Below are 24584 nucleotides of genomic sequence, written 5' to 3'. Positions count from 1 at the left end.
TGAATAAAGTCTTAAATAGTAAAAGACTGACGAAAATGGTCAGTCTTTTTGTTTTTGCTTCAAAAGTAGTGCCTCTTCCCTCATCCTGATTACTTCTGTACGATCCCGCATGGTATGGCGGTGAATAATTGAAGGGGGGATGACTGCTTGTCTTCCAATCTTACTGCATTCCGCATCTACAATCCGTTTCAACTCATCTGTCAGGGGAAGGCCGACACTTTGATAATCCTTACCGGAACGGATATTGACCAATGTATCCTTAAGGATCGCCAATAGCTTATCAGAATCGATTCCTAGATTCCTTAATGACTCCGGATGCTGTTTAAGGATCTCCATTCCCTTGTTCAGTATTCTCGAAGCTCCCTGTCTATTGTTCCTGCGGAAATGATAAAAGCCGACAGCCATTTGTATAAGACCGACCCAGATGGAACTTCTGTTGCCGGGATCAGTTTCCTTCCAATATTCTTCCAGGACTTCATGGCATTCAAAATAGTCCCTGTCACAATGGAAATGAATAAGGAAATCAAGATACTCTTTTGGATAACCCATAGGAGTTTCCCCCTTTCTTCAGATGATTTTATCACATGCATCCCTGAGGAAGAAAACCTAAACCTAAATTTACTATTGGAGAATGCCCGATAATCTACTATACTAATAGATAGTCTAAAAATGCGTATTCAAAAAGAATTGGTGATATTATGGAATATAATGTGAAAATCGATGCCTTTGAAGGTCCCTTAGATCTCCTTTTGCATCTGATTCATTCATTGGAAATTGATATTTATGACATTCCAATGGCACAGATCACAGAGCAGTACTTGTTTTATATACATACGATGAAAAGGTTGGAGCTTGATGTAGCAAGTGAATACCTGGTAATGGCAGCAACTTTACTTGCAATCAAAAGCAAGATGCTCCTTCCCAAACATGAGGAAATAGAAGATGAAGAAAATTTTGAAATAGAAGAAGATCCACGTGATGAACTGGTTGATCGCTTGATTGAATATAAAAAATACAAAGAAGCGGCTGAAGAGTTGAAGAGCAGGGAAGAAGAAAGAGGTCAAATGTACACAAAACCGCCAAGTGATCTCTCTCAGTATGCAGATGAGAAAGTTACAGGGCAGCTGGACCACGATGTGACGATTTACGATATGCTTGGAGCTTTTAATAAATTGCTGCGCAGAAAGAAATTGCAAAAACCAGTTACAACCAAAATCTCGAGGCAGGAAATTCCGATCGAAAAAAGAATGGATGAAATTCTGGTCCATCTTAAAGGGTCACGAAAGAAACAAAGATTCTTTTCTTTGTTCCCTTATGAAGACAGGGAACATATCGTGGTGACATTCCTGGCTGTCCTGGAACTTATGAAAAGAAAGCAGATCGTTGTCAGGCAGGAACAAAACTTTGACGACTTTACTGTTCAATCAGCAGAGGAGGCAGAACTTGTTGGAAATCATTAATTGGAAAGGCATACTGGAAAGCTTGCTATTCGCTGCAGGGGATGAAGGGCTTTCTCTTAAACAAGTCTGCGCAGTTTTAGAAGCTGAAGAGCATCAGGCGCTGGAAATAATTAAGGGACTCTTTAATGAATACGACAGGGATGAAAGCAGGGGAATCACGCTTATCGAACTGGCGGGGACCTACCAGCTTGTCACCAAAAAAGAGCATGCCCCCTACTTGAAAAAGCTTGTTGAATCCCCGAATGTCAACTCTCTTTCACAGGCTGCCCTCGAGACCCTTGCAATTGTCGCTTATAAACAGCCGATTACGAGAGTGGACATCGAGGAAATCAGAGGTGTCAAAACCGAGAGGCCTCTAAGCACACTTGCTTCTAAAGGCTTGGTTAAAGCGGTCGGAAGAGCCGAAGGAACCGGAAGGGCTATTCTTTATGGAACTACTAAAGAATTTCTCGATTATTTCGGCCTGAAGGATATAAGCGAACTTCCCCCGCTGCCTGATAATATTGATGAAGACTTCATGTCGGAGGATGCCGATTTGTTTTTTGAAAAATTTCAGGAAACATTGGATTCACAGTCCTGACTTTATGGTAATATAAATACAAGCTGATCAATGGAGAGGCTGTTTTCCTCCTGATCAGCTTTTTCTCTAACAATTGTTTTCTGAAAGTTCAAAATTTGTTTTCGTTACAGGAATTGAAATTATTTAGCATCATAAAAATGATAAGGGAAGAAAGTAACGCAGTTTAATAAAAACCAATTGAAATGATATGGAGGGATCCTATGAGTAACCCTATCGTCAAATCACAAGTTGAAGAAGTACATACATTCCTTGAAAAGACAGTTACAAACCTTGAATCCTATCTGAACAATATTACGATTGATAAGCTCCTTCAAGAAAAGAATGGTGATAGAGCTTATTATGAAGGTGTTCTTTCGAATATGAGAAGGCTGCTTGTTTATTGTGAAGAAGGCCTGGATTCTTGTCATGTGGTCCTGCAAAATGTCCCCTTTATTAAAGGAGCTGCAGAGAAAACACTCTATAAAATCTATCACCAGTGTATAGAGGAATTCTTCTCTCCGCGATACGATTTATGGTATGAAAACAGCCGGTCAGCCTATACCGGCAAGAACTCGATCATGTTCCGCCAGGAATTGCCTGCAAGCATAGTGAAACTGATGGCGGCTGCAGAAAGTGACTTCCAGCAAATTCGGGAAGAACTTGAATACTATGAAACTGATTTCCGCACGAAAATCACCCAGTCCCGTGGTTAATCTTGCAAGGAAGCAGCAAGTGCACTTGTCACTTGCTGTTTTTTTTGTCCAGAAAAATGCTGACCTCAGTGGATGTAGAGGGTAATTGAAAACCGGTTTTGAATCATAATTCCTCCTGCCGAGCATAGACTTGTACAAACACCTTTGGACAAGGAAAGGGAGTAGATGTGTATGAAGAAGGGGAGAGTGCAGGCCTACATATGTGCGGTTTTTATCCTTTCATTAATTTTTTCTTCACTAAACGGAACAGCCGAAGCTGCGCCTTCAGTCAGTGCGCAAAGGGCGATTGTCATAGATCAGGATACAGGAAGGGTTCTGTATGAGAAAGATGCGCATACACAAAGCAGAATTGCCAGTATCACAAAAATCATGACAGCTATCTTGGCGATTGAATCGGGCAAGCTGGATGAAACAGTGGAAGTCAGCAACAACGCTGTAAGAGCAGAGGGTTCTTCGATTTATCTGAAGCCGGGTGAAAAAATCAAGCTGGAGGACCTGGTTTTTGGGTTGATGCTCCGGTCAGGGAATGACTCGGCTGTAGCTATTGCCGAGCATGTAGGGGGCAGCTTGGAAGGCTTTGTCTACCTAATGAATAAAAAAGCCGAAGAAATAGGGATGACCAATTCCCACTTTGAAAACCCTCATGGATTAGATGATCATGAGAATCATTACTCAACAGCCTATGACATGGCGATATTGACAAGATATGCTATGCAGAATGAAAAATACAGGGAGGTCGCCGGGACAAAAGTCCACAAATCTCCAGACCCTGAACATGAGTGGGACAGGAAATGGAAGAATAAGAACCGCCTCCTAACCGAATTGTATAAGTACTGTACAGGAGGGAAGACAGGCTACACAAAAAGGGCAAAAAGAACATTGGTCACCACAGCGACAAAAGGGGAGCAGAACCTGATCGCGGTTACCCTTAATGGACCGGATGACTGGGACGATCATATCCAGATGTTTGAATACGGGTTCAAGAACTTTGATACCGTAATCGCTTTATCAGAAGGGAAAATTAAGGGTATCAAGGATGACTTTTATAAAAACAAAGTGTATACCAAAAGGGATGTATTGCTGGCAATACAGAAAGAAGAGGAAGACAGCGTGCGGGTTGAATATAAACTTATGAAGCCGGACAGTTCCTGGAAAGACGGGAAGGTCCCTGATGTTGTCGGGAAAGCTGTGATTTACTTGAATGAAGAAGAAACGGATGCAGTGCCGATTTTCTACAGTCAAGAGAAAGTGAAGGAGAAGAAAAGCTGGTGGATGTTTTGGAAACAATCCTTCATTTCTGTCCTTGGAGTGAAAACGGATGGTTAACTATATTTGGGTGGGCATGACAATTATCGGCCTGATCTTTGCTGCCGTAAATGGGAAGATGCAAGAAGTGAATGAAGCGATTTTTCAATCCGCCAATGAAGCGGTCACACTTTGTATCGGGCTCGTCAGTATCTTAGTATTTTGGCTTGGGATCATGCGGATCGCCCAGGATTCGGGGCTATTGGATAAGCTGTCCTATTTATTCCGCCCGATTGTTAAAAGGTTATTTCCGGAAGTCCCTGCCGACCACCCTGCCATGGGATATATTCTATCCAATATGATGGCGAACATGTTCGGCCTCGGAAATGCTGCCACCCCCCTTGGAATCAAGGCAATGGAACAGCTCAAAGAGTTAAATGGAGGCAGGGATTATGCCAGCCGCTCAATGATCACCTTTTTGGCTATAAACACTTCTAGTTTGACGATAATTCCCACAACAGTCATAGCCATCAGGATGAACTATGAATCAGCCTCACCAACGGAGATCGTAGGGCCAACTCTTGTTGCCACCTTTCTTTCCACAATTGGGGCAATCATGATTGACCGTTATTTTTATCACAGAAGAATCCGCAATGGAGTGAAGTGATATGCAGATAATATCGACTATTTCGCTTTGGCTGATTCCGATGCTTATTGGAGTCATTCTTTTATATGGAACATACAAAAAAGTCCCCACATATGAAAGTTTTGTCGATGGGGGCAAAGAGGGGATCAAAATCGCTGTTTCAATTATCCCGTTCCTGATCGGGATGCTTGTCGCGATTACGGTCTTTAGGGCATCTGGCGCTTTGGAGTACTTCGTTTCATTGATGGAGCCGATGTTGAATGCAGTCGGCATCCCCGCAGACATAGTCCCGTTGGCGATCATCAGGCCGATTTCAGGAACCGCCGCTCTTGGAATGGTAAGCGATTTACTTGCAACGCACGGCCCTGATTCCTTTATTGGAAGATTGGCTTCCGTTTTGCAAGGAAGTACCGACACGACCTTTTATGTGTTAACCGTATACTTCGGGGCAGTCGGCATCAAAAAAATGGGCGATGCCTTGAAAGTCGGGCTGCTCGCAGACCTCATCGGTATAGTAGCTGCCATCGTCATCGTGACATTAATGTTTTCCTGAAAACTATTCAACCAGAGTACCTAGGCTTGCTGTGGAAACGTGCCATTAGAAAAGGAGTCTTTGGGAGTAGTGGTAAGATTAAGGTAGAAACGTGCCATTAGAAAAGGAGTCTTTGGGAGTAGTGGTACGATTACGGCGGGAACGTACCATTACAAACGAAGTCCTTGAGTGTAGTGGTACGATTAGGGGAGAAACGTACCATTACAAACGAAGACCTTGAGTATATTGGTATGATTAGTAGAGAAACATACCATTAAAAACCCAGTCCTTGTTTGTAGTGGTAAGATTACGTGAGAAACATGCCATTATAAAAAAAGTTCCTCGGTGTAGTGGTATGTTTCCAGCAGAAATCCTGACATAGAAAGCGTTTCCCATAACACCCAAATCTAAATAAACAAATCCTACCAAGAGCCGGGGCCCGCCCCGGCTCTTTCTTTTCATTGAGACCCCTTTTAAAAAACCCCGGCATTACCAATACTAATAAAGGACAATCCCTTTGCATTTTAATGCTTATATGTAATAATTCAACTTGTGAAAGAATTTCAACCGAAAGATTTTACGAATGAAATAATTCCAATATAAATTATATTCGAATGGAAAAGGTGTAGGTTGGAGCGGAAGGTGTACGATCTCCTGCGGGATTAGCTCGACAGGTGAGACCCCGCAGGCGTAGCCGAGGAGGCTCACCGCGAGCCCCGCGGAGTCGTGCGCCTGGAGCGGAAACCATCATAACACGCATTAACTTAAGAGGTGAAAATTGAATGGAACGTCTACAAAAAGTCATTGCCCATGCAGGTGTGGCATCAAGAAGAAAAGCGGAAGAGCTGATTTTAGAAGGAAAAGTAAAAGTAAATGGAAAAACAGAAAAAGAATTAGGAACAAAAGTGTCGGGAACGGATAAGATTGAAGTAAATGGTGTCCAGATTGAAAGAGAAAACAAAGTATACTATCTCCTTTATAAGCCAAGAGGAGTGATTTCAGCTGTCACAGATGACAAGGACCGTAAAGTCGTGACTGACTTCTTCCCTCATATTCCAGAGAGGATTTACCCTGTTGGAAGACTCGACTATGATACTTCCGGCTTGATTCTTCTGACAAACGACGGAGAATTCGCCAACCTCCTGACACACCCGCGCTACAATATCGATAAGACGTATGTGGCAAGATTGAAAGGAATACCTCCGAAATTCAAGCTGAAGGAACTTGAAAAAGGTATCATGCTTGAGGATGGAAAAACAGCCCCTGCAAAAGTTAAGGTCCTGAAAATCGAGAAAAAGCAGGACAAGTCCATTGTTGAAATCACCATCCATGAAGGCAGGAACAGACAAGTAAAAAGAATGTTCGAAGCGATCGGCCACCAGGTGCAAAAACTGAAGCGTGAAAGGTTTGCATTCCTGGACTTGCATGGTTTGAATGCAGGGGAATCAAGGGAACTCACTCCTCATGAAGTGAAGCAGTTAAGAGCGCTCGCAGAAACAGGGAATCTTTTATAAGCCATCCGCGTTTTTTGAGGAAAAGTGTCACACTTCCTTCATAATCATCTTCAAGAAGAAAAAACAAAAATGCTATAATAGATGGGAATATATAAACACAGACAAAAGGGACAATCACATTGTCCCCTTTCGTTTGCAGCAAAAACTGTTATATGCAAGGAGGCAAAATGGAAGATGGATAAAAAGAAGCGCCGCTTGCTTATCCGGACAATTATCTTGATTGTGCTGGCTGCAGCAGTCATATATACCTTATATGCGAATTTCACGAAGGATGACAGGGGAGTATTGCAGGCTGGTGATCAGGCACCTGATTTTGTACTTCGTGATATGGAAGGGAACAGCCACCGTTTATCGGACTACAAAGGCCAAGGAGTATTCCTTAACTTCTGGGGCACTTGGTGCAAGCCTTGTGAAAAAGAGATGCCTTACATGGAGAATCAGTATCAGGCCTTCAAAGATGAAGGTGTTCAAGTCTTAGCGGTTAATGTAGGTGAATCAGATTTTCAAGTGAATAAATTCATTGAAGAGCATAATCTGACCTTCCCTGTTGTAATAGACTCAGAAAGGGATGTGCAAAATGCTTACGGCATTAAGCCTTTGCCTACTACACTCCTGGTCAATGCTGAGGGCAAGATTGAAAAGATCCTCACAGGAGAAATGACAGAGGCAGACATTAAACAGCATATGGAAAGCATCAAACCTAATTAACAGGGGGCCGGAACTATTAGATAAAAAAATGCCGGCCTGAAGAATGAGGAGTTTTAGCATGAAGGAAATTAAATGTGAATGTGGGCATGTAAATCCACATGGAACGATCCTTTGTGAATCGTGTGGAAGGGCTTTGACAGAAGAAGCAAAAAAAGACAAGCTCCATGATATGAGATACGAAGGAAGTGCGCGTCGTTCACAAACCTATAATAAATCAATTATTGATAAAGTCTGGAATTTCTTTTCATCTGTAAAAGTGGGAATCTGGCTGATTTTGATTACGCTGATTGCTTCTGCAGTCGGAACGATCCTGCCTCAGGAAATGTATATTCCGAACACAATGCCCCCGGAAGAATATTACGGGGAAGTGTACGGCTGGTTCGGAGATCTCTATTACACTCTCGGCTTCCATGATATGTATGGTTCATGGTGGTTCCTGCTGATGATAGCCTCTATAGGGATATCCCTTGTCATCTGCAGTCTCGACAGGGTGATTCCGCTTTACAGAGCGTTGAAAAAGCAAAAGGTATCAAGGCACGAAGGATTTCTTAAAAGGCAGAGGCTCTATGGCCGGACAGAAATGGAAAATCCTGATGAAACAATGCAGGAAGTTAAGAAGCAGATGGAAGCGAAACGATACAATGTCCGTGAAGAAGACGGAAATCTACTTGCAGAAAAAGGCAGATTCTCAAGATGGGGTCCTTACGTCAACCATGTAGGATTGATCATCTTCTTAATCGGTGCAATGCTTCGATTTGTACCAGGCATGTATGTAGATGAAGTCCTGTGGATAAGAGAAGGGGAAACCAGAGCCATCCCGGGTACTGATAAAGAATACTACCTGGAAAACAAAGAGTTCACCCTTGAAACATACGATAAAGAAAGTGATAAAGAAGTTTTCGGTGAAGCTATTGATAAAAATGGCGTCATAGCCAAAAATTATCAGACTGATGCAATCCTTTACCGTGCGGAAGAATCGGATGTCCCTGGTGAAAAGGCTGAAATGAAAGAAGAAAAAGAAGAAGCCATTAAGGTTAATGAGCCGCTGAAATTCGGTTCCTATGCAGTCTATCAGACGAGTTATCAGTTAGATGAGTTTAAAGCAATGTCATTTATTCTCTCTAATAAATCAACCAATGAAGAGTTTGGCAAGTTCACTGTCGACCTTTTTGATCCAAAGGAAATGTATGAATTGGAGGATGGAAGAAAGGTAGAGTTGATGGGATACTACCCTGACTTCTCGGGATTTGATGAAAAAGGGGAACCACAAACGAAATCCCCGCTTCCAAATAATCCAGCTTTTCTCTTTAAGATGTTTTCACCTGAAAAACCAGATGGTGAAATCAGCTTCGTAGGGATTCAGCAAAACCTTGAGCCATTAGGCGAGAATGTTTATAAAATGAATTTTGCTGGTTTGGACACCAGGGATGTCTCAGCCTTAACAGTAAGAAAGGACCTGACCCTGTGGGTGATCGGAATAGGCGGAGCTATCTTCATGATAGGAGTTGTCCAAGGCGCCTATTGGAATCATAGAAGGATATGGGTCAGAAAATCTGACGGCAGTTTGATTGTTGCCGGACACACGAATAAAAACTGGCACGGTTTAAAGAAGGAAATTCAGTTTGTGCTGGAAGGTACCGGCATTAATGAACCGGAAGATCAGCAGCAAAAAGATGTAAAAGAAGCTTAAATGATGGATAATGAACATGTCGGATGGTGAGAGACCAGGAGCATTCAGCCTCTCTCACCGGAAGTCATTTGTAAAAGGAGGATTTCCCTGTGACGGATTTGGCACAATGGAGCAGTAATCTACTATATATTGCCTTTATTCTTTACCTTATCGCAACGCTCTTCTTCGGCGGATCCATTCGTGATAAAAACAAAGAGCGGGAAGGTGTAAACCGCTGGGGTAAGATTGGTATGGGGCTTACATTAATCGGGTTCGCTGCCCAGCTCGGATACTTTTTCACCCGTTGGGCTGCAGCTGGACATGCTCCAGTAAGTAACTTGTTCGAATTTACAACATTCTTTGGGATGATGCTTGTGGGAGCATTCATCATCATCTACTTCTTATATCAATCAACAATATTGGGGCTATTCGCATTGCCGATCGCGCTTTTGGTCATTGCCTATGCAAGTATGTTCCCAAGAGAGGTAAGCCCGCTTATCCCTGCATTGCAAAGTGACTGGCTGAAGATCCATGTTACGACTGTCTCTGCAGGAGAAGCAATCTTAGCTATCAGTTTCGTGGCAGGCTTGATATACCTTTTGAAAAAAGTGAACCACCAACAGGAAAAGAAACAATCTTTCTGGCTTGAAAGTGTCATGTATGGACTGGTTGTAGTAGTAGGATTCATAGCCTCGTCAACGACATTCACGCTAATGGACTACAACGCGGAATTCCAATACGTAAACCAGGCAGGTCAGGAAGCGGTCGAAGAATATAAAATGCCTGCTCTTGTCGCTCCGAATGAAGGAGAATTGCTGACAGCAGACAAGCTGGATCCAGCTGTCGAAGTGCCAGCATTCATTAATGCACGCAAATTGAATACAGTGCTTTGGTCATTTATAGTCGGAACCGGTATTTACTGGATCCTGCGCTTATTAGCAAGAAAGAAAATCAGTCTATGGATCCAAAAATACATGAAAAATGTAAACCTGGACCTGATGGACGAAATCGGGTATCGTTCCGTGTTAATCGGTTTCCCTGTTTTCACATTAGGCGGGCTGATCTTTGCCATGATATGGGCACAGATTGCCTGGAGCCGTTTCTGGGGCTGGGATCCTAAAGAAGTATGGGCGCTTATTACATTTTTATTCTATGCGGCATTTCTGCATTTCCGCCTCTCAAAAGGGTGGCATGGTGAAAAGTCAGCCTGGTTGGCAGTCGTAGGGTTTATCATTATTATGTTCAACCTTGTCGCTGTTAACTTGATTATTGCAGGCCTGCACTCTTATGCATAATCAGTAGCCAGATAAGCGTAAAAGGATTTTCTTCAGGAAAGCAGTTCATATTTTATGCTGCTTCCTGAAAAAGATGCAGCAATATTATTCCCTCCGCTTTTAGTGGAGGCTTTTTTCTATTAAAATAGGAAGTAGTGAAGAGTACTCATATTTAAAGGGGGATAAACATGGATCAGGACGTAAAAGTATTGATAGTTGACGATGAAGATCGAATCAGGAAACTGTTAAGGATGTACCTGGAAAGGGAGAACTATGTTATAGAAGAAGCGGAAGATGGAGAAAGTGCCCTTGAACTGGCATTGAATAATGAATATGACTGCATTCTGCTGGATCTTATGATGCCGGGTATGGATGGGATAGAAGTTTGTAAAGAGCTTCGCCAGAAAAAGTCGACTCCTGTAATCATGCTGACAGCAAAAGGTGAGGAAGCCAACCGGGTTCAAGGTTTTGAAGTAGGAACAGATGACTATATCGTGAAACCGTTTTCTCCGAGAGAAGTGGTGTTAAGAGTCAAAGCGCTGTTGAGAAGATCATCTAAAACAAGTTATATACATACCGATACAAAGGCAAAGGATATGATAGTCTATCCTCATCTGACAATCGATAATGATGCACACAGAGTGACGGCTGATGGGAAAGATGTGAATCTTACACCAAAAGAGTATGAGCTTCTTTATTTCTTATCCAAGGCTCCAGATAAAGTCTTTGACCGTGAACATCTGTTAAAAGAGGTGTGGCATTATGACTTCTTCGGTGATTTACGAACTGTAGACACTCATGTAAAGAGGCTGCGGGAAAAGTTGAATAAAGTTTCGGAACAGGCAGCGAAAATGATTGTCACGGTTTGGGGCGTTGGCTATAAATTTGAGGTTAATAATGAATGAGGCTTTGGCGCAGCGTTGTAGGTAAACTATGGATCACCATACTGTTCCTTGTAGCATTCGTTCTTTTCATTCTGACAATTTTACAGCTTGAGTTTTTTCAAAACTACCATTTAGAGCAGGTTGAAAATGATCTGTCCGATACAGCCGAAAAGATAGCCTCAGTTGTAGAAAATCATGACGATCTAAGTATGGGGCTGCAGATCTCAAAAGAAATAGTAGATGATCCCCACAATTTGATTATCGCTGAAAATAGAAATAAGTTGTATTATGCGGACGATATTACAGCAGAACATCAACTCCTTATTCAGGAAATTCTGGATGAAAAAGAAGTTACCGCTGTATTTCAAAAAGAGCAGCCATTCGTCAAGGAGCTCCATTTAAATGGTGAATCTGTTTCAAATCTATATGAAAATATCGTTGTTGTGGGAGCCCCTGTACAAATTGGAAATGAGACGGGTGCCGTCCTGATATTTCAATCCTTGGAGGAAATAAAAGAAACGACAAGGCAGACTACCCGGCTGATTTTGCTTGCAGCAGGAATTGCCATCATTCTGACGACCATCTTTGCTTTCTTCTTATCTACCCGAATCACGGCACCGCTAAGAAAAATGCGTGAGGCTGCATTCGAAGTCGCAAGAGGAAGGTTTGATACAAAGGTGCCGATCCTTACACATGATGAAATCGGTGAACTGGCAACTGCCTTCAATCAAATGGGGAAACAATTGAATTTCAACCTGCATGCACTCAGCCAGGAGAAAGAGCAGCTGTCAAGCATACTAAGCAGTATGGCTGATGGGGTTATCACTTTTAACAGGGATGGAACCATCTTGATTACAAATCCTCCTGCCGAACGGTTTTTGCAGCAATGGTACTATGAACAGGAGGGGAATGAGCAGGAAGCCATTCCAACTACGCTTAAAGAGCTTCTTGAGCAGGTAATCCTCCTTGAAAATGAACAAACAGGTGAAGTGAGCCTTCAGGGACGTTCTTATGTCGTGATCGTAAGTCCGCTTTATAATGAAGAATATGTCAGAGGTGCTGTTGCGGTTGTCAGGGATATGACGGAAGAGAGGCGTCTCGATAAATTGAGAAAAGACTTCATCGCAAACGTCTCGCATGAGCTGCGCACCCCTATAGCAATGCTTCAGGGATACAGCGAGGCGATCATAGATGATATTGCCGCATCAGAAGAGGAGAAAAAGGAAATCGCCAAAATCATTTATGATGAATCCCTTCGGATGGGCCGCCTTGTGAATGACTTGCTTGACCTTGCCCGGATGGAAGCGGGCCATATTACATTAAACAAGGAAATGACTGATGTTTCCCGGTTTCTTGAACGTGTGACGAATAAGTTCCAGGGAATCGCCAAGGAAAAAAATATAAGTTTAAATTACCTCGGCAATAAGTCCGAAAAGAGCAATCAACAGTTATTTATCGATCCGGATCGTCTAGAACAGGTATTGACGAATTTAATTGATAATGCATTGAGGCATACTCCTGAAACGGGGAGTGTATCGGTGAATTATAAGCCTTCGAAGAGCGGTATACTGGTAGAAGTCAGTGATTCAGGCTCCGGTATTCCAGAAGAAGATCTTCCTTTCGTTTTTGAACGATTTTATAAGGCTGATAAGGCAAGAACCCGTGGGAAATCGGGAACAGGCCTTGGTTTGGCGATTGCCAAAAACATCATTGAGGCCCACAATGGGCAGATCAGTGTCCACAGCAAGTTGGACCAGGGGACGACGTTCTCTTTCTTCCTTCCTCAATAATCGTCAAAATTATCTCCCGAACACGTCCAATCCTGGAGATTGGTGACGATTAATCTTGTTACACGCGAAACATTTATATACTGTGAAACGCCCAGACAGCTCTGGGCGTTTTTTCATTCAATCGATTTTCGTCTTCCTTTACTCTAACAATTTCAGTTTGTTACCAAAATGAACTTCCTTTTTCAAATAATTAATAATATAGTTGAGGGTGTAACTTTTATTATTTAAATCCGTCTAATCCATTGAACGGGGAGGGGAAGAAATGGACTCCGTTTTTGAAGAATTATATTCAAAATACCACCAGGATGTATTCCAATTCTTAATATATACAGTCAGGAGCCGGCAGCTCGCAGAAGATCTGGTCCAGGAAGTATATATACGCGTCCTGAAGTCGCATAAAAATTTTGAAGGGAAAAGTACAGAAAAAACCTGGCTTTTCTCAATAGCTAAAAACGTCGCAATCGATCACTACCGAAAACAAAAGGGATGGAAGGGCAGGATCCTCGAGAAATTTGATTGGAGCCAGCCCATAAAAGATGAAAACGAAATCCCGGAAGAAGTGGCGATGCAAAAAGAAGAAATAAGAGACTTATACAAGTGCATTGATAAATGTACAACAGACCAAAGAATGGTTATAACTATGAGATATATACAGGATCTATCCATTACAGAAACGGCGGAAGTCCTGGATTGGACTGAAAGTAAAGTGAAAACTACTCAGCATAGGGCCATCAAAGCCCTGAAAAAATTGATGGAGCATCAAAAACGAGAGGAGGGTGCCATCATTGAAGAAAAATAATTGGGAAGAGACGGAAATTGAAAACCTCTTGAGAGAGATGCCCTCCCTAAAAGACAGCAGAAGCCGGGAGGAAATCTATCAGGCCGTCAGCGGGGACAAAGCTGCCAAAAGACCTAAGTCTTGGGGGTACCCTGCTCTCGCCGGAATAGCTGCTGTCTTGATTCTTGCCTTGATTACACCTTCACTGTTTAATTCCATGAATAATACAGAATTTGAAAACTCGGCTTCAGATATGGCAGTGGAAGAATCAGCTGATACAGGCATTGCCGAAAAGGAAATTGCTTCTTTGCCGGAGAGGACGGAAGAAAACAGTAATGCAGGCGGCGCTGAAAGCAATCATGAATCAATCATGATGATGGAAGCAGAAACTGCTGACCTGACCAATGTCTATGAGGAAGATTTACTTCAGTATGATGTTTTTACCTATGGACTGGTCACAGCTGATGCTTTTGCTGTACCTGTGAGTGTCCTTGTGGAAAAATCAGAAACAGGGAACTGGCTGGAGAGATTTGAAGAGGTTTCCAGTGGAATACCTGAGGAAGACTGGGGCTTTGATAATTATTATCCACTTGAGGGGTCGCTCCGCATTGATAAAGAAACAAATGAATTAACATACACGGTAACTGATGAAGAACAGGGGAAACTCAGTGGGGGTGGGGAGAAACTTTTCTATGACTCCATCGTGATGGTATTGGAATCATCCCCCTATGAAAAAGTGAAGCTGCGAAATGCAGATGGATCAGTTCCTTCGTTTTCACACATGGGTGAAGTGTCAGAAATTATAAAAACGGTCCATTCAAATAAGGGATATTATAAATATACCAGCGGAAACGGAGATTCTTACCTTGTGCCAGGTGAAGAAAAATTTGAGTCGGTCAACGATGCTTTATCAAAAATGAAAACGTCGCCTAACGGATTCCTTGAGTCGGTTATCGCGAATGATGTTCAATTTGAAACCACCATAGAAAACAACCTTCTGACACTTTCCTTTAACAAAGAGCTCACTCTCAAAGATAATCCAGATAGCTTGCTGTTAATCGAAGGAATATTAATGACAGCTAAGGAATTCGGTTTTGAAGCAGTATTGTTTGAAAATGTGGAAAGCACCGATTGGAAAGGTTTTGATTTTTCTCAGCCTGTTACCGTTCCGGTCAGCCCGAATAAAAAGATACTGAACTAAAAACCGGGAAATCTCCCGGTTTTCTTTTGCCTTATTTTATTGGGTTGATCACAAGTGATGAGTAAGGGGCTTCATGGATAGCGAAAAAAAGTCCTGATTCTGCATCGACTTTCAATTCTTTTATCACTCCTCCATCATTCAAGCGTAATAATTGAATTGACGAATCAAATACTTTACCGGCAAGTATGGATATTTTCTCCCCTGTGTTACTCTCAAGGTCGAAACCCACTGTAGAATAAGGAAGGTCCCCTCCGGCTTCAAAGCCGTTATAGGGATGGTCACGATGCCAGCTGACCCCTTTTTTTCCTTCAGATATAACAGCAGTACCCAAGGATTCATCTCTCTTGAAAAACACTATTGTCTCCCCTCGATATTCTTCAAATGCTAAAAGAGCTGACTTATTCAATTCGTTTTGCTGCAATCCACCTTCAATTGCTTCTTCTTTTGAATCAAACCAGACATCCTCCTGATCTCCAAAGGAACAACCCGCTAATGATAACCCGGCAATCAGTAAGAAAAATCCAAGTAATTTATGCAAAAAGCTCACCTCTTTTAAAGATTACAACAATATACTCAATATTTAAAATACTATGCAGATAACGAAACATACATATTTATAGAAATATAGTAAATGCTATCTAGGGAATTTTTAATGAGACAAAAAATGCTGATTCTACAACCTAGTCGCATGATTCGTGGAAGAAAAGGCAATCTTTTGTTCTATGGTGGTACAAGCTTTCATAGTTTTAAAGCGTACCAGATAATTAAGGAGGATATAAATGGTTGACTATATAAGAAGAGTTTTGATTGTCGGTTTGCTTGCATTGTGTGTAAGTCTGCTGTTTCTCAGCGGAAGAGCGGCACATGCAGAAGAGGGGACATCTTCTTGGCTTTTCCCAACAGACGGTTATATTACGGATCACTTCGGTACAAGGGGAGGAAAGCATAAAGGCATCGATATTGGAGGGAAACATGGTTCTCCTGTGTTTTCCGTTGATGATGGAGTTGTTTCCAAGTCCTATTATTCGTCCAGCTATGGACATGTAATATTCATCAAACATTCAAATGGATATGAAACTGTCTACGGTCATCTAAACGAAAGGGAAGCAGAAGAAGGACAAGCAGTGAAAAAAGGCCAACAAATAGGGACACTGGGGAACACAGGAAGATCAACCGGCCCGCATCTGCATTTCGAAATCCATCAAGGTGATTGGAATATTGATAAAAATAATGCAATCGATCCTTATATTGTTTTTGGTGAAGGAGAAACAGGCCAGACAGTCTTTGCCAAAAAACACGATCCCTATCAGGTCCGTGAAGTAGCACTTAAGCTTGCCGGTTCAGAGTCCCTGCATCCTTCTGATTCTGCTGTCTCAGAGGGAAAAGAGGAAGCAGAACAGCGAATACATACCGTTCAATCAGGGGATACCCTTTGGAGCATAGCACAGACATATGAAGTGAGTACAGTGGAGGTCATTAAACAAAATGAGTTGAGAGATTCCACAATAATCCCAGGCCAGCAATTGGTCATTGCTGATAAAAGAGGGAAGGTACATCTGGTGAAACAAGGTGAAACATTGTTTGGCATTGCCCGACAGTATAACGTTTCTGTTGAGGATTTGACCGGATGGAATGGTTTGGGGAAAAACGAACCGATCCTTCCCGCACAGGAACTTGTTGTTCAAATAGAATAGCTTTGGGAGATGAAAAGACAGTTTGGTCCGTAAAGAGTTTGCTCAGACCCTTTCAAAGACAAAAATCATCTCGATTTCGAGCTAATCCCTTCACACATTGATTGTTATTTTGTATAATGATGATGTACAAAAAAATAAAGATTCGTCTTCGGGGCAGGGTGAAATTCCCGACCGGCGGTGATGAGTGACTGAATACAATCATTCTAAGCCCGCGAGCCTGTTGTTTGGGCAGGATTTGGTGAGATTCCAAAGCCGACAGTAAAGTCTGGATGGGAGGAGATGAAGGTGGAGCCGCGTTCAAAAATTCTGTTTTTGAACGTTTATTCGGGCATGCCTTTTAAACTTCTCAAGAGATCCTCTTGAGTTTTTTTAGGTTGCTCTGGCAAAACCTTTCTTCTGACGTGAGATGAGTCACCAAGAGGAGAGAGGAAGCATGAAGAAATTGAATACCAGAGGTTTTATCTTGATTGGAATGCTCAGTGCAGTCTCTTATGTACTGATGTTGTTGAATTTTCCAATCCCGCCGTTCCCCAGCTTTTTAATGGTGGACTTTAGCGATGTTCCTGCATTGATTGCAGCGATCACATTAGGGCCGGTTGCCGGGATTTTAGTGGAATTGCTGAAGAACGTCCTGGATTATGTAATGACAGGCAGTGACACAGGAGTACCAATTGGCCACTTCGCTAATTTCATGGCTGGAATTTCATTTATCTTACCCGCTTATTACATTTATAACCGTATCCAATCTAAAAAAGGAATGGTGACAGGTCTTGTTACTGGGACAGTAGTGATGGCGGTGTTAATGAGTGTGCTGAATTATTTTATTATTTTGCCTGCTTATAAATACTTTATGAACTTTGAACTGCCGACTACTATTATTGTTACCGGAATCCTTCCATTCAATATATTGAAGGGTATCCTGATTGCAGTAGTTTTTGCTTTATTATTCACTAGGATGCATGTATGGCTAAATAAACAATTTGCATTTAAACGTGCTTAAATAACGAAGCGGCTGACAAATGTCAGCCGCTTTTATATTTTTACTCAAAGACAGAAAAAAACGGCTGGAAAAACCAGCCGTTTGCCTGCTATCTATTCAAATTTCAAGGCGTCTCCGTCAAATGGCTCATCAGCAACCTTGATGGAATCTGTCGGGCAGCCTTCAAAAGCATCTATCATATCATCTTCGAGAACATCCGGTACTTCAACTGTACCTGCGTTATCGTCAAGAACCACAAACGCAATACCTTCATCATCGTAATCATAGATGTCTGGAGCGGCAGCACCGCAAGCTCCACATGCAATGCATGTATCTTTATCAACAATCGTATACTTTGGCAATGGAAAAACCTCCTGAAAAATGGTCGATATTGTTAAGTATCATACACTTCGTCCGTAAAGTGTATTAATATTCATATTATTATTCTAATGGTGAATCAAGAAACTTTCAATAGTTAAGGTTCCCATTGAAGATAATTTCTATCTAATGTCCTGTTAGGATAAGTAGGAAAAAGTCGCAAAATGTCAATTTCATGATACAATTATTTAAATAAGAACAGATCTAAAAGGAGTAAATATATGACCTATATTGAGGCCGTCGTTCTTTATTGTCTCAAGAAAATCAATGGAGAGAGAACCATCTTTTCGATCTTTCATTTGCTTAAAGGAAAGAGGTCTTCCCAGACCATCCAGGATGCCCATTTGTATTCTTTGACTCAGCTTTTTTACACTTATCCAATTATGAAGCGGAGCAGCTTCGAACAAATGGCTTCAAATTTACATGAAAAAAAGTTGATAGCCGAGTTTGAACCTGAGAGGTATACCCTTACTGAAGAAGGACATGATCAATTGGTGGATTTTTTTAAGGAAAACCTTTTCCCTGCTTCTTTGAACGGCTGGCTTTACGGCAGTTCGGTGGAAGCTTTCTGGAAAAGAATATCTCTATTGGTTCAGGTGTTATCCCATTACATAAGAGCTGAGCAGAAATACTATCCGATCCAGAGGGAACGGGATGTTCAAAGGTGGATTAAAACTTTTTTGTATGAACCTCCCGCACCATTAAAGGAATTGAATCACCTCTTATATACAGAATTGATTTCCCTGGTTAAACAGGATGAGTTTCCCGATGATCCCGAAATCTTGATCTGCCGCCTTACTGGAGGAGAATACATCGGTCTTACCAGGGGTCAGGCAGCAGATAAGTTCGGATTGAAAGAAGATGAGTACTGGTACAGGTTCTTAAACGTTTTGCATTATATGGTAAATGAGGTAACAGAGCGGAAATCAACATTTCCCTTACTTTATTCACTTATGTCAGATCTGGTTCCGGAAATCTCCCTCACTCAATCAAGTGTGGAAACCTATAAGATGTTAAAACGGGGATTCGACATAAAGAAAATTGCTGAAATCCGGAGACTGAAAGAAAGTACAATTGAAGATCATGTCGTAGAGATTGCACTGAATGATAATCAATTTTCAATAGAAGGTTTTGTACCTCCGGACGATATTAAGAGCATTATTCAAATAGCAAAAGAAGTGAATAAACGGAAACTTAAACCTATAAAGGAGTCTCTTCCACAGCTGTCTTATTTTCAAATCAGGCTTACATTAGCGAGATATGGTGATCGAATATGAATTTACACAATGAACTGAATAGATGGTTTGGCTACACTGATTTCAGACTTGGCCAAGAGGAAGTAATACAGTCGGTGCTGGAAGGACGGGATACCATAGCAATGCTCCCCACTGGAACGGGCAAGTCGTTGTGCTATCAGCTGCCTGCCTATATCACCGGCGGCACCGTTCTTGTTGTTTCGCCGCTCCTTTCTTTAATGCAGGACCAGGTTGAACATATGAAAGTAATGGGTGAGAAGAAAGCCGTAGCCCTTAATTCCTTTCTTGATTATCGGGAAAAGAACTATATTTTACGGAACCTGAATCAGTTCCGATTTATCTTTATTTCGCCTGAGATGTTGATGGCTCCTAAAGTAATGGAACGGCTGCGGTCATTGCTTGTGTCCTTGTTTGTGGTAGATGAAGCACACTGCATTTCACAATGGGGGCATGATTTCCGGCCGGATTATCAAAGACTTGGAGATGTAAGGGCTTCTCTTGGTTCTCCTGTGACTCTTGCATTAACCGCTACAGCAAACAGGGAAGTAAGGGAGGATATAAGGAAAATCCTCCATATGAAAGTCTGTAAAGAAATTGTCTATTCGGCAGACAGGCCAAATATAAGTCTTGCGATTAAGAAAGTATCATCCTTCCAAGAAAAAATGGAAACCTTGTTTGAGCTTGTTTCTTCCTTTCAAAAACCGGGAATCATTTATTTTTCCAGTAAGAAAATGGCTGAAGATACGGCAGATTGGCTTAAACAGAAAGGAATGCACAAGACCGCCTATTATCATGGAGGAATGGAACAGGAGCAAAGGATTCTTATTCAACAACAGTTTCTTCATGGCCGGCTGGATATCATTTGTGCTACAAGTGCTTTTGGGATGGGGGTCAACAAAGCAGATATCCGCTTTGTTATCCATTTTCATCTTCCTTCAAGTGCTGAAGCTTATCTTCAGGAGATTGGGAGAGCGGGAAGGGATGGACAGGGAAGTATCGCCATGCTGCTCTATTCTCCGGGAGATGAGGGACTGCTATATCAGATTACGGATAATGAAATGCCTGCCGATTTTCAAATAGAAGAATTTTTTGAACGGGCCGGAATGCAATCAGAGTCCGAATTAATGGACCAATTGGGATTAAATGAAATCCATATCAGGTTTTTAAGCTTTTATAAGCAGGTATATATAAGTAGGAGCAAAGGTTCAATACCCGATAACCAGGGATTGGCCACCTTTGTGAAGAAAACGAGGGATTTGCGGCTGGAAAGCAAACGTCTCAAGATTGGCATGATGGCAGACTGGGCCATGGGATCAACATGCAGAAGAAGCGGGATCCTTAAGATGTTCGGCGAAGAATATAAGGGAAGTAATGAAATGTGCTGTGATATTTGCGGCTTGGATTACAGTAGATTTGAAGGAAACCAAAGGGATGAGAGGCAAGATGAAATATTAACATGGGAAGAGCAGTTATCCAAGATGCTGCTAAACAAGTGAGATTATGAGAAACAAACAAAAAGACCTTATCATGCAAATATCGGACCGGGAATTAACCTTTCATCTTTACGCTACTCAATTCGTCCTATTAACGGTGGCGGTCATTTTAGGTATATTTTTATATGACGATATTTCAGCTTTTTTACAACAGTTTGTCTGGAGTCGTCAAATCCTGTTCTATGGGGTAAGCAGTGGAATCGTTATCGTCACCGTGGATATACTCTTAATGAGGATGCTGCCTGAGAAGTATTATGATGACGGTGGAATCAACGAGAGGATTTTTCAAAATAGAAGTGTTATGCATATAGCATTTCTGGCGGCTGTCATCTCGATATGTGAAGAGATATTATTCCGTGGTGTCATTCAATATCATTTTGGCTTTATTGCAGGAACGCTTATTTTTGCCATTGTCCATATAAGGTACTGGGGAAATTGGTTCCTGATCCTCAACATTCTTCTCCTAAGTATTTGGATTGGGCTGGTTTATGAATGGACTGCCAATCTTGGGGTAACCATGGTGATGCACTTTATCATCGACTTTTTATTAGGACTTGTGATTAAGTATCAAGCCGAAAATCAAGAAAAAAGAAGGGATGTTTTATGAGAAGAGATCCTTATCGAGCTCAAGCTGAAAAGCTGCGTCAAAAAATTGAAAGAGTAGAACCAAAGCCTGAGCCTGAAGTTGAACAGAAAAAAACACTTCCTAAACGAAGTGAGCTGCACCAAGAGAAAAAGAAGAAAATTAAGTACCCTCTCATAAAAGGAATGCTGGCTTTTTTCGTGCTTTTACCTATACTGATGTTTGGAATTTATACCTCTTTAGATCATAACCAAAATGAGAATAGAAGCATTGTTACTGAAAAAGGACAGCTGGAAGAAGTAACTTATGAAACAAGAGATATTGAAGAAAAAGTCAAAAGCGGCACCAATGAAAATGAAGAAAAAACGGCTGATGAACCAGCTCGGGAAGCTGCGCCCGCTGAAGAGCCGCAGCCAGCGGTTCAGGAGGAGCCGCCTTCTGAAGAAGTTGATGAAGAAAACCTTGTCCAGTTGACAGAACAGAGTGACACAGTCCAAGAGACAAAGTACCAAGAAAATGTACAAGTCATTGAACATGTTGTAAAGCCGGACGAAACCTTGTTCAGAATAGCCATGAATTATTATAATTCCCAGGCTGGAATCGATAAAATTAAAGATTGGAACAACATAGAAACTCATGACCTGGAAGCAGGGCAGGTACTTGAGATCCCGCTGCCGGTGGATTAATACTTATATTAAAAGCCTTATGATGACTCGTTCATAAGGCTTTTTTGTTTATACAGTTATAAATTTTTATCTTGATTTTTATGCACTGTAATAAAATCCTTCTTGCATTCTAATACCAGGGACAAGTTCATATACATAGTACTATTAGAACTTATTGAAGACTTGGGGTGAAGGAGAATGAATTCCCTTATTTCCAGACTGGATGACTGGACAGACCTGGCAACTAAGCAAATGCTTCAGAATGTGATTGAAAGAAAACAGAAGTGGGACAAGTTTAAACAACTTCATCTGATTGTGCTTTGGAGCAGTGTGTTTTTTGCATTCTGTTTTCTATACTACTGCTACGCAAGAATTCTTGGTCCTTATTCGTATTCCTTTGAAGCGATGTTCTCTGTTTTCTTTTCCAAACAGAGCCATCTATACGCTTTTCTGTTTATTTTTGGTATGTTTGGTGCGGTGAAAGTACTGTACAACAAAAAAGAGAAAGCGGAAAAAGAGTACCATGCTTTAAGGAGTGAAATAATTGACCGGAGCAAGGATCTATGGAAGGAAGATTCATGGAAAAGACGCCACCAGGTATATGAACTTCTGAAAAAAGAGTGGGATATCAACCTTTATCATGTGAGTAAATGAAAGAACCTGCAAACGAATTTGCAGGTTCTTATCTAGAATATTTTCTTTCGATCTCTCTCTTCTTTAAGGATTTCAACTGCTTCCCTGAAGCGCTGGGAATGAACAATTTCCCTTTCTCTTAAAAATCTCAAGCCATCATTCAAATCAGGGTCATCACTCATGTTGATGATCCATTGATAGGTTGCCCTCGCCTTTTCTTCTGCTGCTATATCTTCATATAAATCAGCAATCGGGTCACCCTTTGCCTGGATATAGGTTGCCGTCCAGGGGGCCCCTGCGGCGTTGTGATAGAACAAGGCGCTGTCATGATTGACATAGTGGGGCTCTAAGCCTGCTTCTTTAAGCATTTCCGGAGTGGCATCCTTGGTCAATTTATAAATCATTGTTGCGATCATTTCCAAATGTGCAAATTCTTCTGTGCCTATATCAGTCAAGAGTCCAATGACTTTATCCGGTATCGTATATCGTTGATTCAAATAACGCAGTGCAGCTGCCAGTTCCCCATCGGCCCCGCCATATTGTTCAATTAAGTATTTTGCTAACCTGGGGTTGCATGTACTCACTTTCACTGGATACTGTAATTTCTTTTCATAAACCCACATGTCTGCTTGACCCCTCCCTGTGTTTTATAGTTATACCTGCCATGGCCAAGGAGCTTCCGGCCATTCATAAGGATAATGAGAGTAACTGTATCCGAAGTTCGTCAGCATACCGAACCTTTCTTCAAAAGCCTTTTTGATTTGCTTGCGCTGTTTGACAAATTGGTTGAATTGCTGGATCGCATTTGAATCACCAGGATGAGTGTCCAGATAGAGTGTCAATTCGACAATAACGAAATCAACCGTCTGAAGATCTTCCAACAGTTGATAATATTCAGGAGGCATTTGTTTCATCTTCATCACTCCTTATATTTTTCATAGGGGCTGTAATATGGATCATAAAAAACTTTCCATAGTGTCCCGGCCCTTAATGCTTCTTTGGGAGTGAATTGAGGCAGGTCGGGCGGCTGGTAGCCAAGGTAGAGATTAGGTGGAGTGGAATAGGTTTTCACTTTGATTGGCGGGCACGGATCGAAAGGGGATACATAGGGTTTATAGCTTTTATACAGACTATTCAATTCAGGTCCCTCCAGTATTTTACTTATTCATTTCATTGTATGAATGCCCAAATAATACATTCCAAAAGTTTTTGTTTTAGTAGAGGAAAAAGCAGGTATTTAACCAATATGCGTGGAATTATAATAATATAGTTAAATTTAATGGGGTGATATGAATGTTCGTGAAAAGTGCAATGATCCCGAAACACAAGTGTTATGTGGTTCAGGAGAATGATTCGGTCGACAAGGCCCTGGAAGTCCTGGAACATCATCAAATTGACGGTGTCCCGGTACTTTCTGGTGATCAATATGTTGGAGTTGTCACAAGGTATAATATTTATCAAAACTTCTTTAATTCAGAAAAATTAAAAGCTGATTTTGTCAAAGAAACCCTTGTTAAAGATATCGTTTCTCACACAGATAAGTATCTTGTCGGGGATGAAATATTCGAGAAGACACTTGTTGAACTGCAGGACTTTCCGATTCTGTCTGTGGTGGATGAAGAGAGGAAATTCCTTGGTCTTGTAACAAGATATGATGTACTGGAGCAGTTCCAGAGTGCTTTCGGATTGCACCGTGAAGGAATTCGGATCGCCTTTACTTCTGTAGAAACAGAAGGGCGGATTGCCCGTTTGGGAGATATCATTCAACAGTTCCATGAATCTGTTATTTCATTGGTAACTTTCGATGCTACAGACAGGATGCTGCGGAGAATCGTCCTGAAAATTGAAAAGAAAGATAATGTTGATAAATTCATGAAGAAACTTGAAAAATCAGGCTTCCGCATTCTTGATATTTACGAAGACTGAAATC

At 41.5% G+C, this 24584-nt stretch carries 28 protein-coding genes and 1 riboswitch; of the genes, 22 read left to right on the top strand and 6 right to left on the bottom strand.

Annotated features, from left to right (window positions below; all coding sequences use genetic code 11):
* Window positions 1-39: 39 nt before the first annotated feature.
* Window positions 40-549 carry a DUF309 domain-containing protein gene (locus ACOJQI_RS15230; RefSeq protein ID WP_421379351.1) on the bottom strand — a complete coding sequence of 170 codons (510 nt, stop codon included), beginning with the start codon at window positions 547-549 and terminating at the stop codon, window positions 40-42.
* A gap of 149 nt (window positions 550-698) precedes the next feature.
* On the opposite strand from ACOJQI_RS15230, the gene ACOJQI_RS15225 reads away from it, so the two are divergent.
* From ACOJQI_RS15225 to ACOJQI_RS15160, 14 genes are all read left to right on the top strand, one after another.
* On the top strand, window positions 699-1460 hold the full coding sequence (locus tag ACOJQI_RS15225; protein ID WP_421379349.1) for a segregation/condensation protein A: 762 nt from the start codon (window positions 699-701) through the stop codon (window positions 1458-1460).
* Window positions 1447-2040: an SMC-Scp complex subunit ScpB gene (gene scpB, locus ACOJQI_RS15220; protein ID WP_421385482.1), complete on the top strand. Its 594-nt coding sequence runs from the start codon at window positions 1447-1449 to the stop codon at window positions 2038-2040. The genes ACOJQI_RS15225 and scpB overlap by 14 nt, the downstream gene beginning before the upstream one ends.
* Window positions 2041-2240: 200 nt before the next feature.
* Window positions 2241-2732, top strand: a complete 492-nt coding sequence (locus ACOJQI_RS15215) for a YpuI family protein (protein ID WP_421379347.1) — start codon at window positions 2241-2243, stop codon at window positions 2730-2732.
* A gap of 171 nt (window positions 2733-2903) precedes the next feature.
* Window positions 2904-4058 (top strand): D-alanyl-D-alanine carboxypeptidase family protein, encoded by a 1155-nt coding sequence (locus ACOJQI_RS15210; protein ID WP_421379345.1) that lies wholly within the window; start codon window positions 2904-2906, stop codon window positions 4056-4058.
* On the top strand, window positions 4051-4644 hold the full coding sequence (locus ACOJQI_RS15205) for a nucleoside recognition domain-containing protein (protein WP_421379343.1): 594 nt from the start codon (window positions 4051-4053) through the stop codon (window positions 4642-4644). The genes ACOJQI_RS15210 and ACOJQI_RS15205 overlap by 8 nt, the downstream gene beginning before the upstream one ends.
* Before the next feature lies 1 nt (window position 4645).
* On the top strand, window positions 4646-5176 hold the full coding sequence (locus ACOJQI_RS15200) for a spore maturation protein (RefSeq protein WP_421379341.1): 531 nt from the start codon (window positions 4646-4648) through the stop codon (window positions 5174-5176).
* 761 nt (window positions 5177-5937) lie between these two features.
* On the top strand, window positions 5938-6669 hold the full coding sequence (gene rluB, locus ACOJQI_RS15195) for a 23S rRNA pseudouridine(2605) synthase RluB (RefSeq protein WP_421379339.1): 732 nt from the start codon (window positions 5938-5940) through the stop codon (window positions 6667-6669).
* A 174-nt stretch (window positions 6670-6843) separates the two neighbouring features.
* Window positions 6844-7377, top strand: a complete 534-nt coding sequence (gene resA, locus ACOJQI_RS15190; protein ID WP_421379336.1) for a thiol-disulfide oxidoreductase ResA — start codon at window positions 6844-6846, stop codon at window positions 7375-7377.
* Between the two features lie 58 nt (window positions 7378-7435).
* On the top strand, window positions 7436-9067 hold the full coding sequence (gene resB, locus ACOJQI_RS15185; protein ID WP_421379334.1) for a cytochrome c biogenesis protein ResB: 1632 nt from the start codon (window positions 7436-7438) through the stop codon (window positions 9065-9067).
* A 98-nt stretch (window positions 9068-9165) separates the two neighbouring features.
* Window positions 9166-10341 carry a c-type cytochrome biogenesis protein CcsB gene (gene ccsB, locus ACOJQI_RS15180; RefSeq protein ID WP_421385481.1) on the top strand — a complete coding sequence of 392 codons (1176 nt, stop codon included), beginning with the start codon at window positions 9166-9168 and terminating at the stop codon, window positions 10339-10341.
* Window positions 10342-10508: 167 nt separating this feature from the next.
* Window positions 10509-11225: a response regulator transcription factor gene (locus tag ACOJQI_RS15175; RefSeq protein WP_006836712.1), complete on the top strand. Its 717-nt coding sequence runs from the start codon at window positions 10509-10511 to the stop codon at window positions 11223-11225.
* Complete coding sequence (locus tag ACOJQI_RS15170) at window positions 11222-12994, top strand: ATP-binding protein (RefSeq protein ID WP_421379331.1); 1773 nt, start codon at window positions 11222-11224, stop codon at window positions 12992-12994. Before ACOJQI_RS15175 ends, ACOJQI_RS15170 begins: the two co-directional genes overlap by 4 nt.
* Window positions 12995-13256: 262 nt before the next feature.
* Window positions 13257-13793 (top strand): RNA polymerase sigma factor SigX, encoded by a 537-nt coding sequence (gene sigX, locus ACOJQI_RS15165; protein WP_421379329.1) that lies wholly within the window; start codon window positions 13257-13259, stop codon window positions 13791-13793.
* On the top strand, window positions 13780-14973 hold the full coding sequence (locus tag ACOJQI_RS15160; RefSeq protein WP_421379327.1) for a hypothetical protein: 1194 nt from the start codon (window positions 13780-13782) through the stop codon (window positions 14971-14973). Before sigX ends, ACOJQI_RS15160 begins: the two co-directional genes overlap by 14 nt.
* A 31-nt stretch (window positions 14974-15004) precedes the next feature.
* Here ACOJQI_RS15160 and ACOJQI_RS15155 read toward each other — a convergent pair whose 3' ends face one another.
* Window positions 15005-15511 carry a hypothetical protein gene (locus tag ACOJQI_RS15155; RefSeq protein WP_421379325.1) on the bottom strand — a complete coding sequence of 169 codons (507 nt, stop codon included), beginning with the start codon at window positions 15509-15511 and terminating at the stop codon, window positions 15005-15007.
* 241 nt (window positions 15512-15752) lie between these two features.
* On the opposite strand from ACOJQI_RS15155, the gene ACOJQI_RS15150 reads away from it, so the two are divergent.
* A complete protein-coding gene (locus ACOJQI_RS15150) occupies window positions 15753-16667 on the top strand; it encodes a peptidoglycan DD-metalloendopeptidase family protein (RefSeq protein WP_421379323.1) in 915 nt (304 codons plus the stop codon).
* Window positions 16668-16807: 140 nt separating this feature from the next.
* Window positions 16808-16952: riboswitch (FMN riboswitch) on the top strand.
* 148 nt (window positions 16953-17100) lie between these two features.
* The gene (locus ACOJQI_RS15145) at window positions 17101-17667 is read left to right on the top strand and encodes an ECF transporter S component (RefSeq protein ID WP_421379321.1); all 567 of its coding nucleotides are present in this window, start codon (window positions 17101-17103) and stop codon (window positions 17665-17667) included.
* Window positions 17668-17759: 92 nt separating this feature from the next.
* Here ACOJQI_RS15145 and ACOJQI_RS15140 read toward each other — a convergent pair whose 3' ends face one another.
* Entirely contained in the window at window positions 17760-18008 is a 249-nt protein-coding gene (locus ACOJQI_RS15140) for a ferredoxin (protein WP_421379319.1), read from the bottom strand.
* 237 nt (window positions 18009-18245) lie between these two features.
* Between ACOJQI_RS15140 and ACOJQI_RS15135 the strand changes: the two genes are divergently transcribed.
* From ACOJQI_RS15135 to ACOJQI_RS15115, 5 genes are all read left to right on the top strand, one after another.
* Window positions 18246-19301, top strand: coding sequence for a helix-turn-helix domain-containing protein (locus ACOJQI_RS15135; protein WP_421379317.1), 1056 nt, complete (start codon window positions 18246-18248; stop codon window positions 19299-19301).
* Window positions 19298-20776, top strand: coding sequence for a RecQ family ATP-dependent DNA helicase (locus ACOJQI_RS15130; protein WP_421379315.1), 1479 nt, complete (start codon window positions 19298-19300; stop codon window positions 20774-20776). The genes ACOJQI_RS15135 and ACOJQI_RS15130 overlap by 4 nt, the downstream gene beginning before the upstream one ends.
* A gap of 4 nt (window positions 20777-20780) precedes the next feature.
* Window positions 20781-21380 (top strand): CPBP family intramembrane glutamic endopeptidase, encoded by a 600-nt coding sequence (locus ACOJQI_RS15125; RefSeq protein ID WP_421379313.1) that lies wholly within the window; start codon window positions 20781-20783, stop codon window positions 21378-21380.
* Entirely contained in the window at window positions 21377-22042 is a 666-nt protein-coding gene (locus tag ACOJQI_RS15120; protein ID WP_421379311.1) for a LysM peptidoglycan-binding domain-containing protein, read from the top strand. The genes ACOJQI_RS15125 and ACOJQI_RS15120 overlap by 4 nt, the downstream gene beginning before the upstream one ends.
* A 177-nt stretch (window positions 22043-22219) precedes the next feature.
* Window positions 22220-22675 (top strand): YpbF family protein, encoded by a 456-nt coding sequence (locus tag ACOJQI_RS15115; RefSeq protein WP_421379309.1) that lies wholly within the window; start codon window positions 22220-22222, stop codon window positions 22673-22675.
* A gap of 32 nt (window positions 22676-22707) precedes the next feature.
* Here the strand turns inward: ACOJQI_RS15115 and cotJC are convergent, their stop codons facing one another.
* The 3 genes from cotJC to ACOJQI_RS15100 are packed head-to-tail and all read right to left on the bottom strand — an operon-like array spanning window position 22708 to window position 23792.
* Complete coding sequence (cotJC, locus tag ACOJQI_RS15110) at window positions 22708-23277, bottom strand: spore coat protein CotJC (protein WP_421379307.1); 570 nt, start codon at window positions 23275-23277, stop codon at window positions 22708-22710.
* Window positions 23278-23307: 30 nt separating this feature from the next.
* Window positions 23308-23568, bottom strand: coding sequence for a spore coat protein CotJB (locus tag ACOJQI_RS15105; protein ID WP_421379305.1), 261 nt, complete (start codon window positions 23566-23568; stop codon window positions 23308-23310).
* A gap of 5 nt (window positions 23569-23573) precedes the next feature.
* The gene (locus ACOJQI_RS15100) at window positions 23574-23792 is read right to left on the bottom strand and encodes a spore coat associated protein CotJA (RefSeq protein WP_421379303.1); all 219 of its coding nucleotides are present in this window, start codon (window positions 23790-23792) and stop codon (window positions 23574-23576) included.
* Between the two features lie 155 nt (window positions 23793-23947).
* Between ACOJQI_RS15100 and ACOJQI_RS15095 the strand changes: the two genes are divergently transcribed.
* Window positions 23948-24580: a CBS domain-containing protein gene (locus ACOJQI_RS15095; protein WP_421379300.1), complete on the top strand. Its 633-nt coding sequence runs from the start codon at window positions 23948-23950 to the stop codon at window positions 24578-24580.
* Window positions 24581-24584: the final 4 nt, after the last annotated feature.

Origin of the sequence: Bacillus salacetis, from assembly GCF_049177075.1 — a bacterium.
GTDB classification, from domain to species: domain Bacteria; phylum Bacillota; class Bacilli; order Bacillales; family Bacillaceae_B; genus Rossellomorea; species Rossellomorea salacetis_A.
Note: the sequence above shows the minus strand (reverse complement) of the source record. Positions and strands in the feature narration are given on the sequence as shown.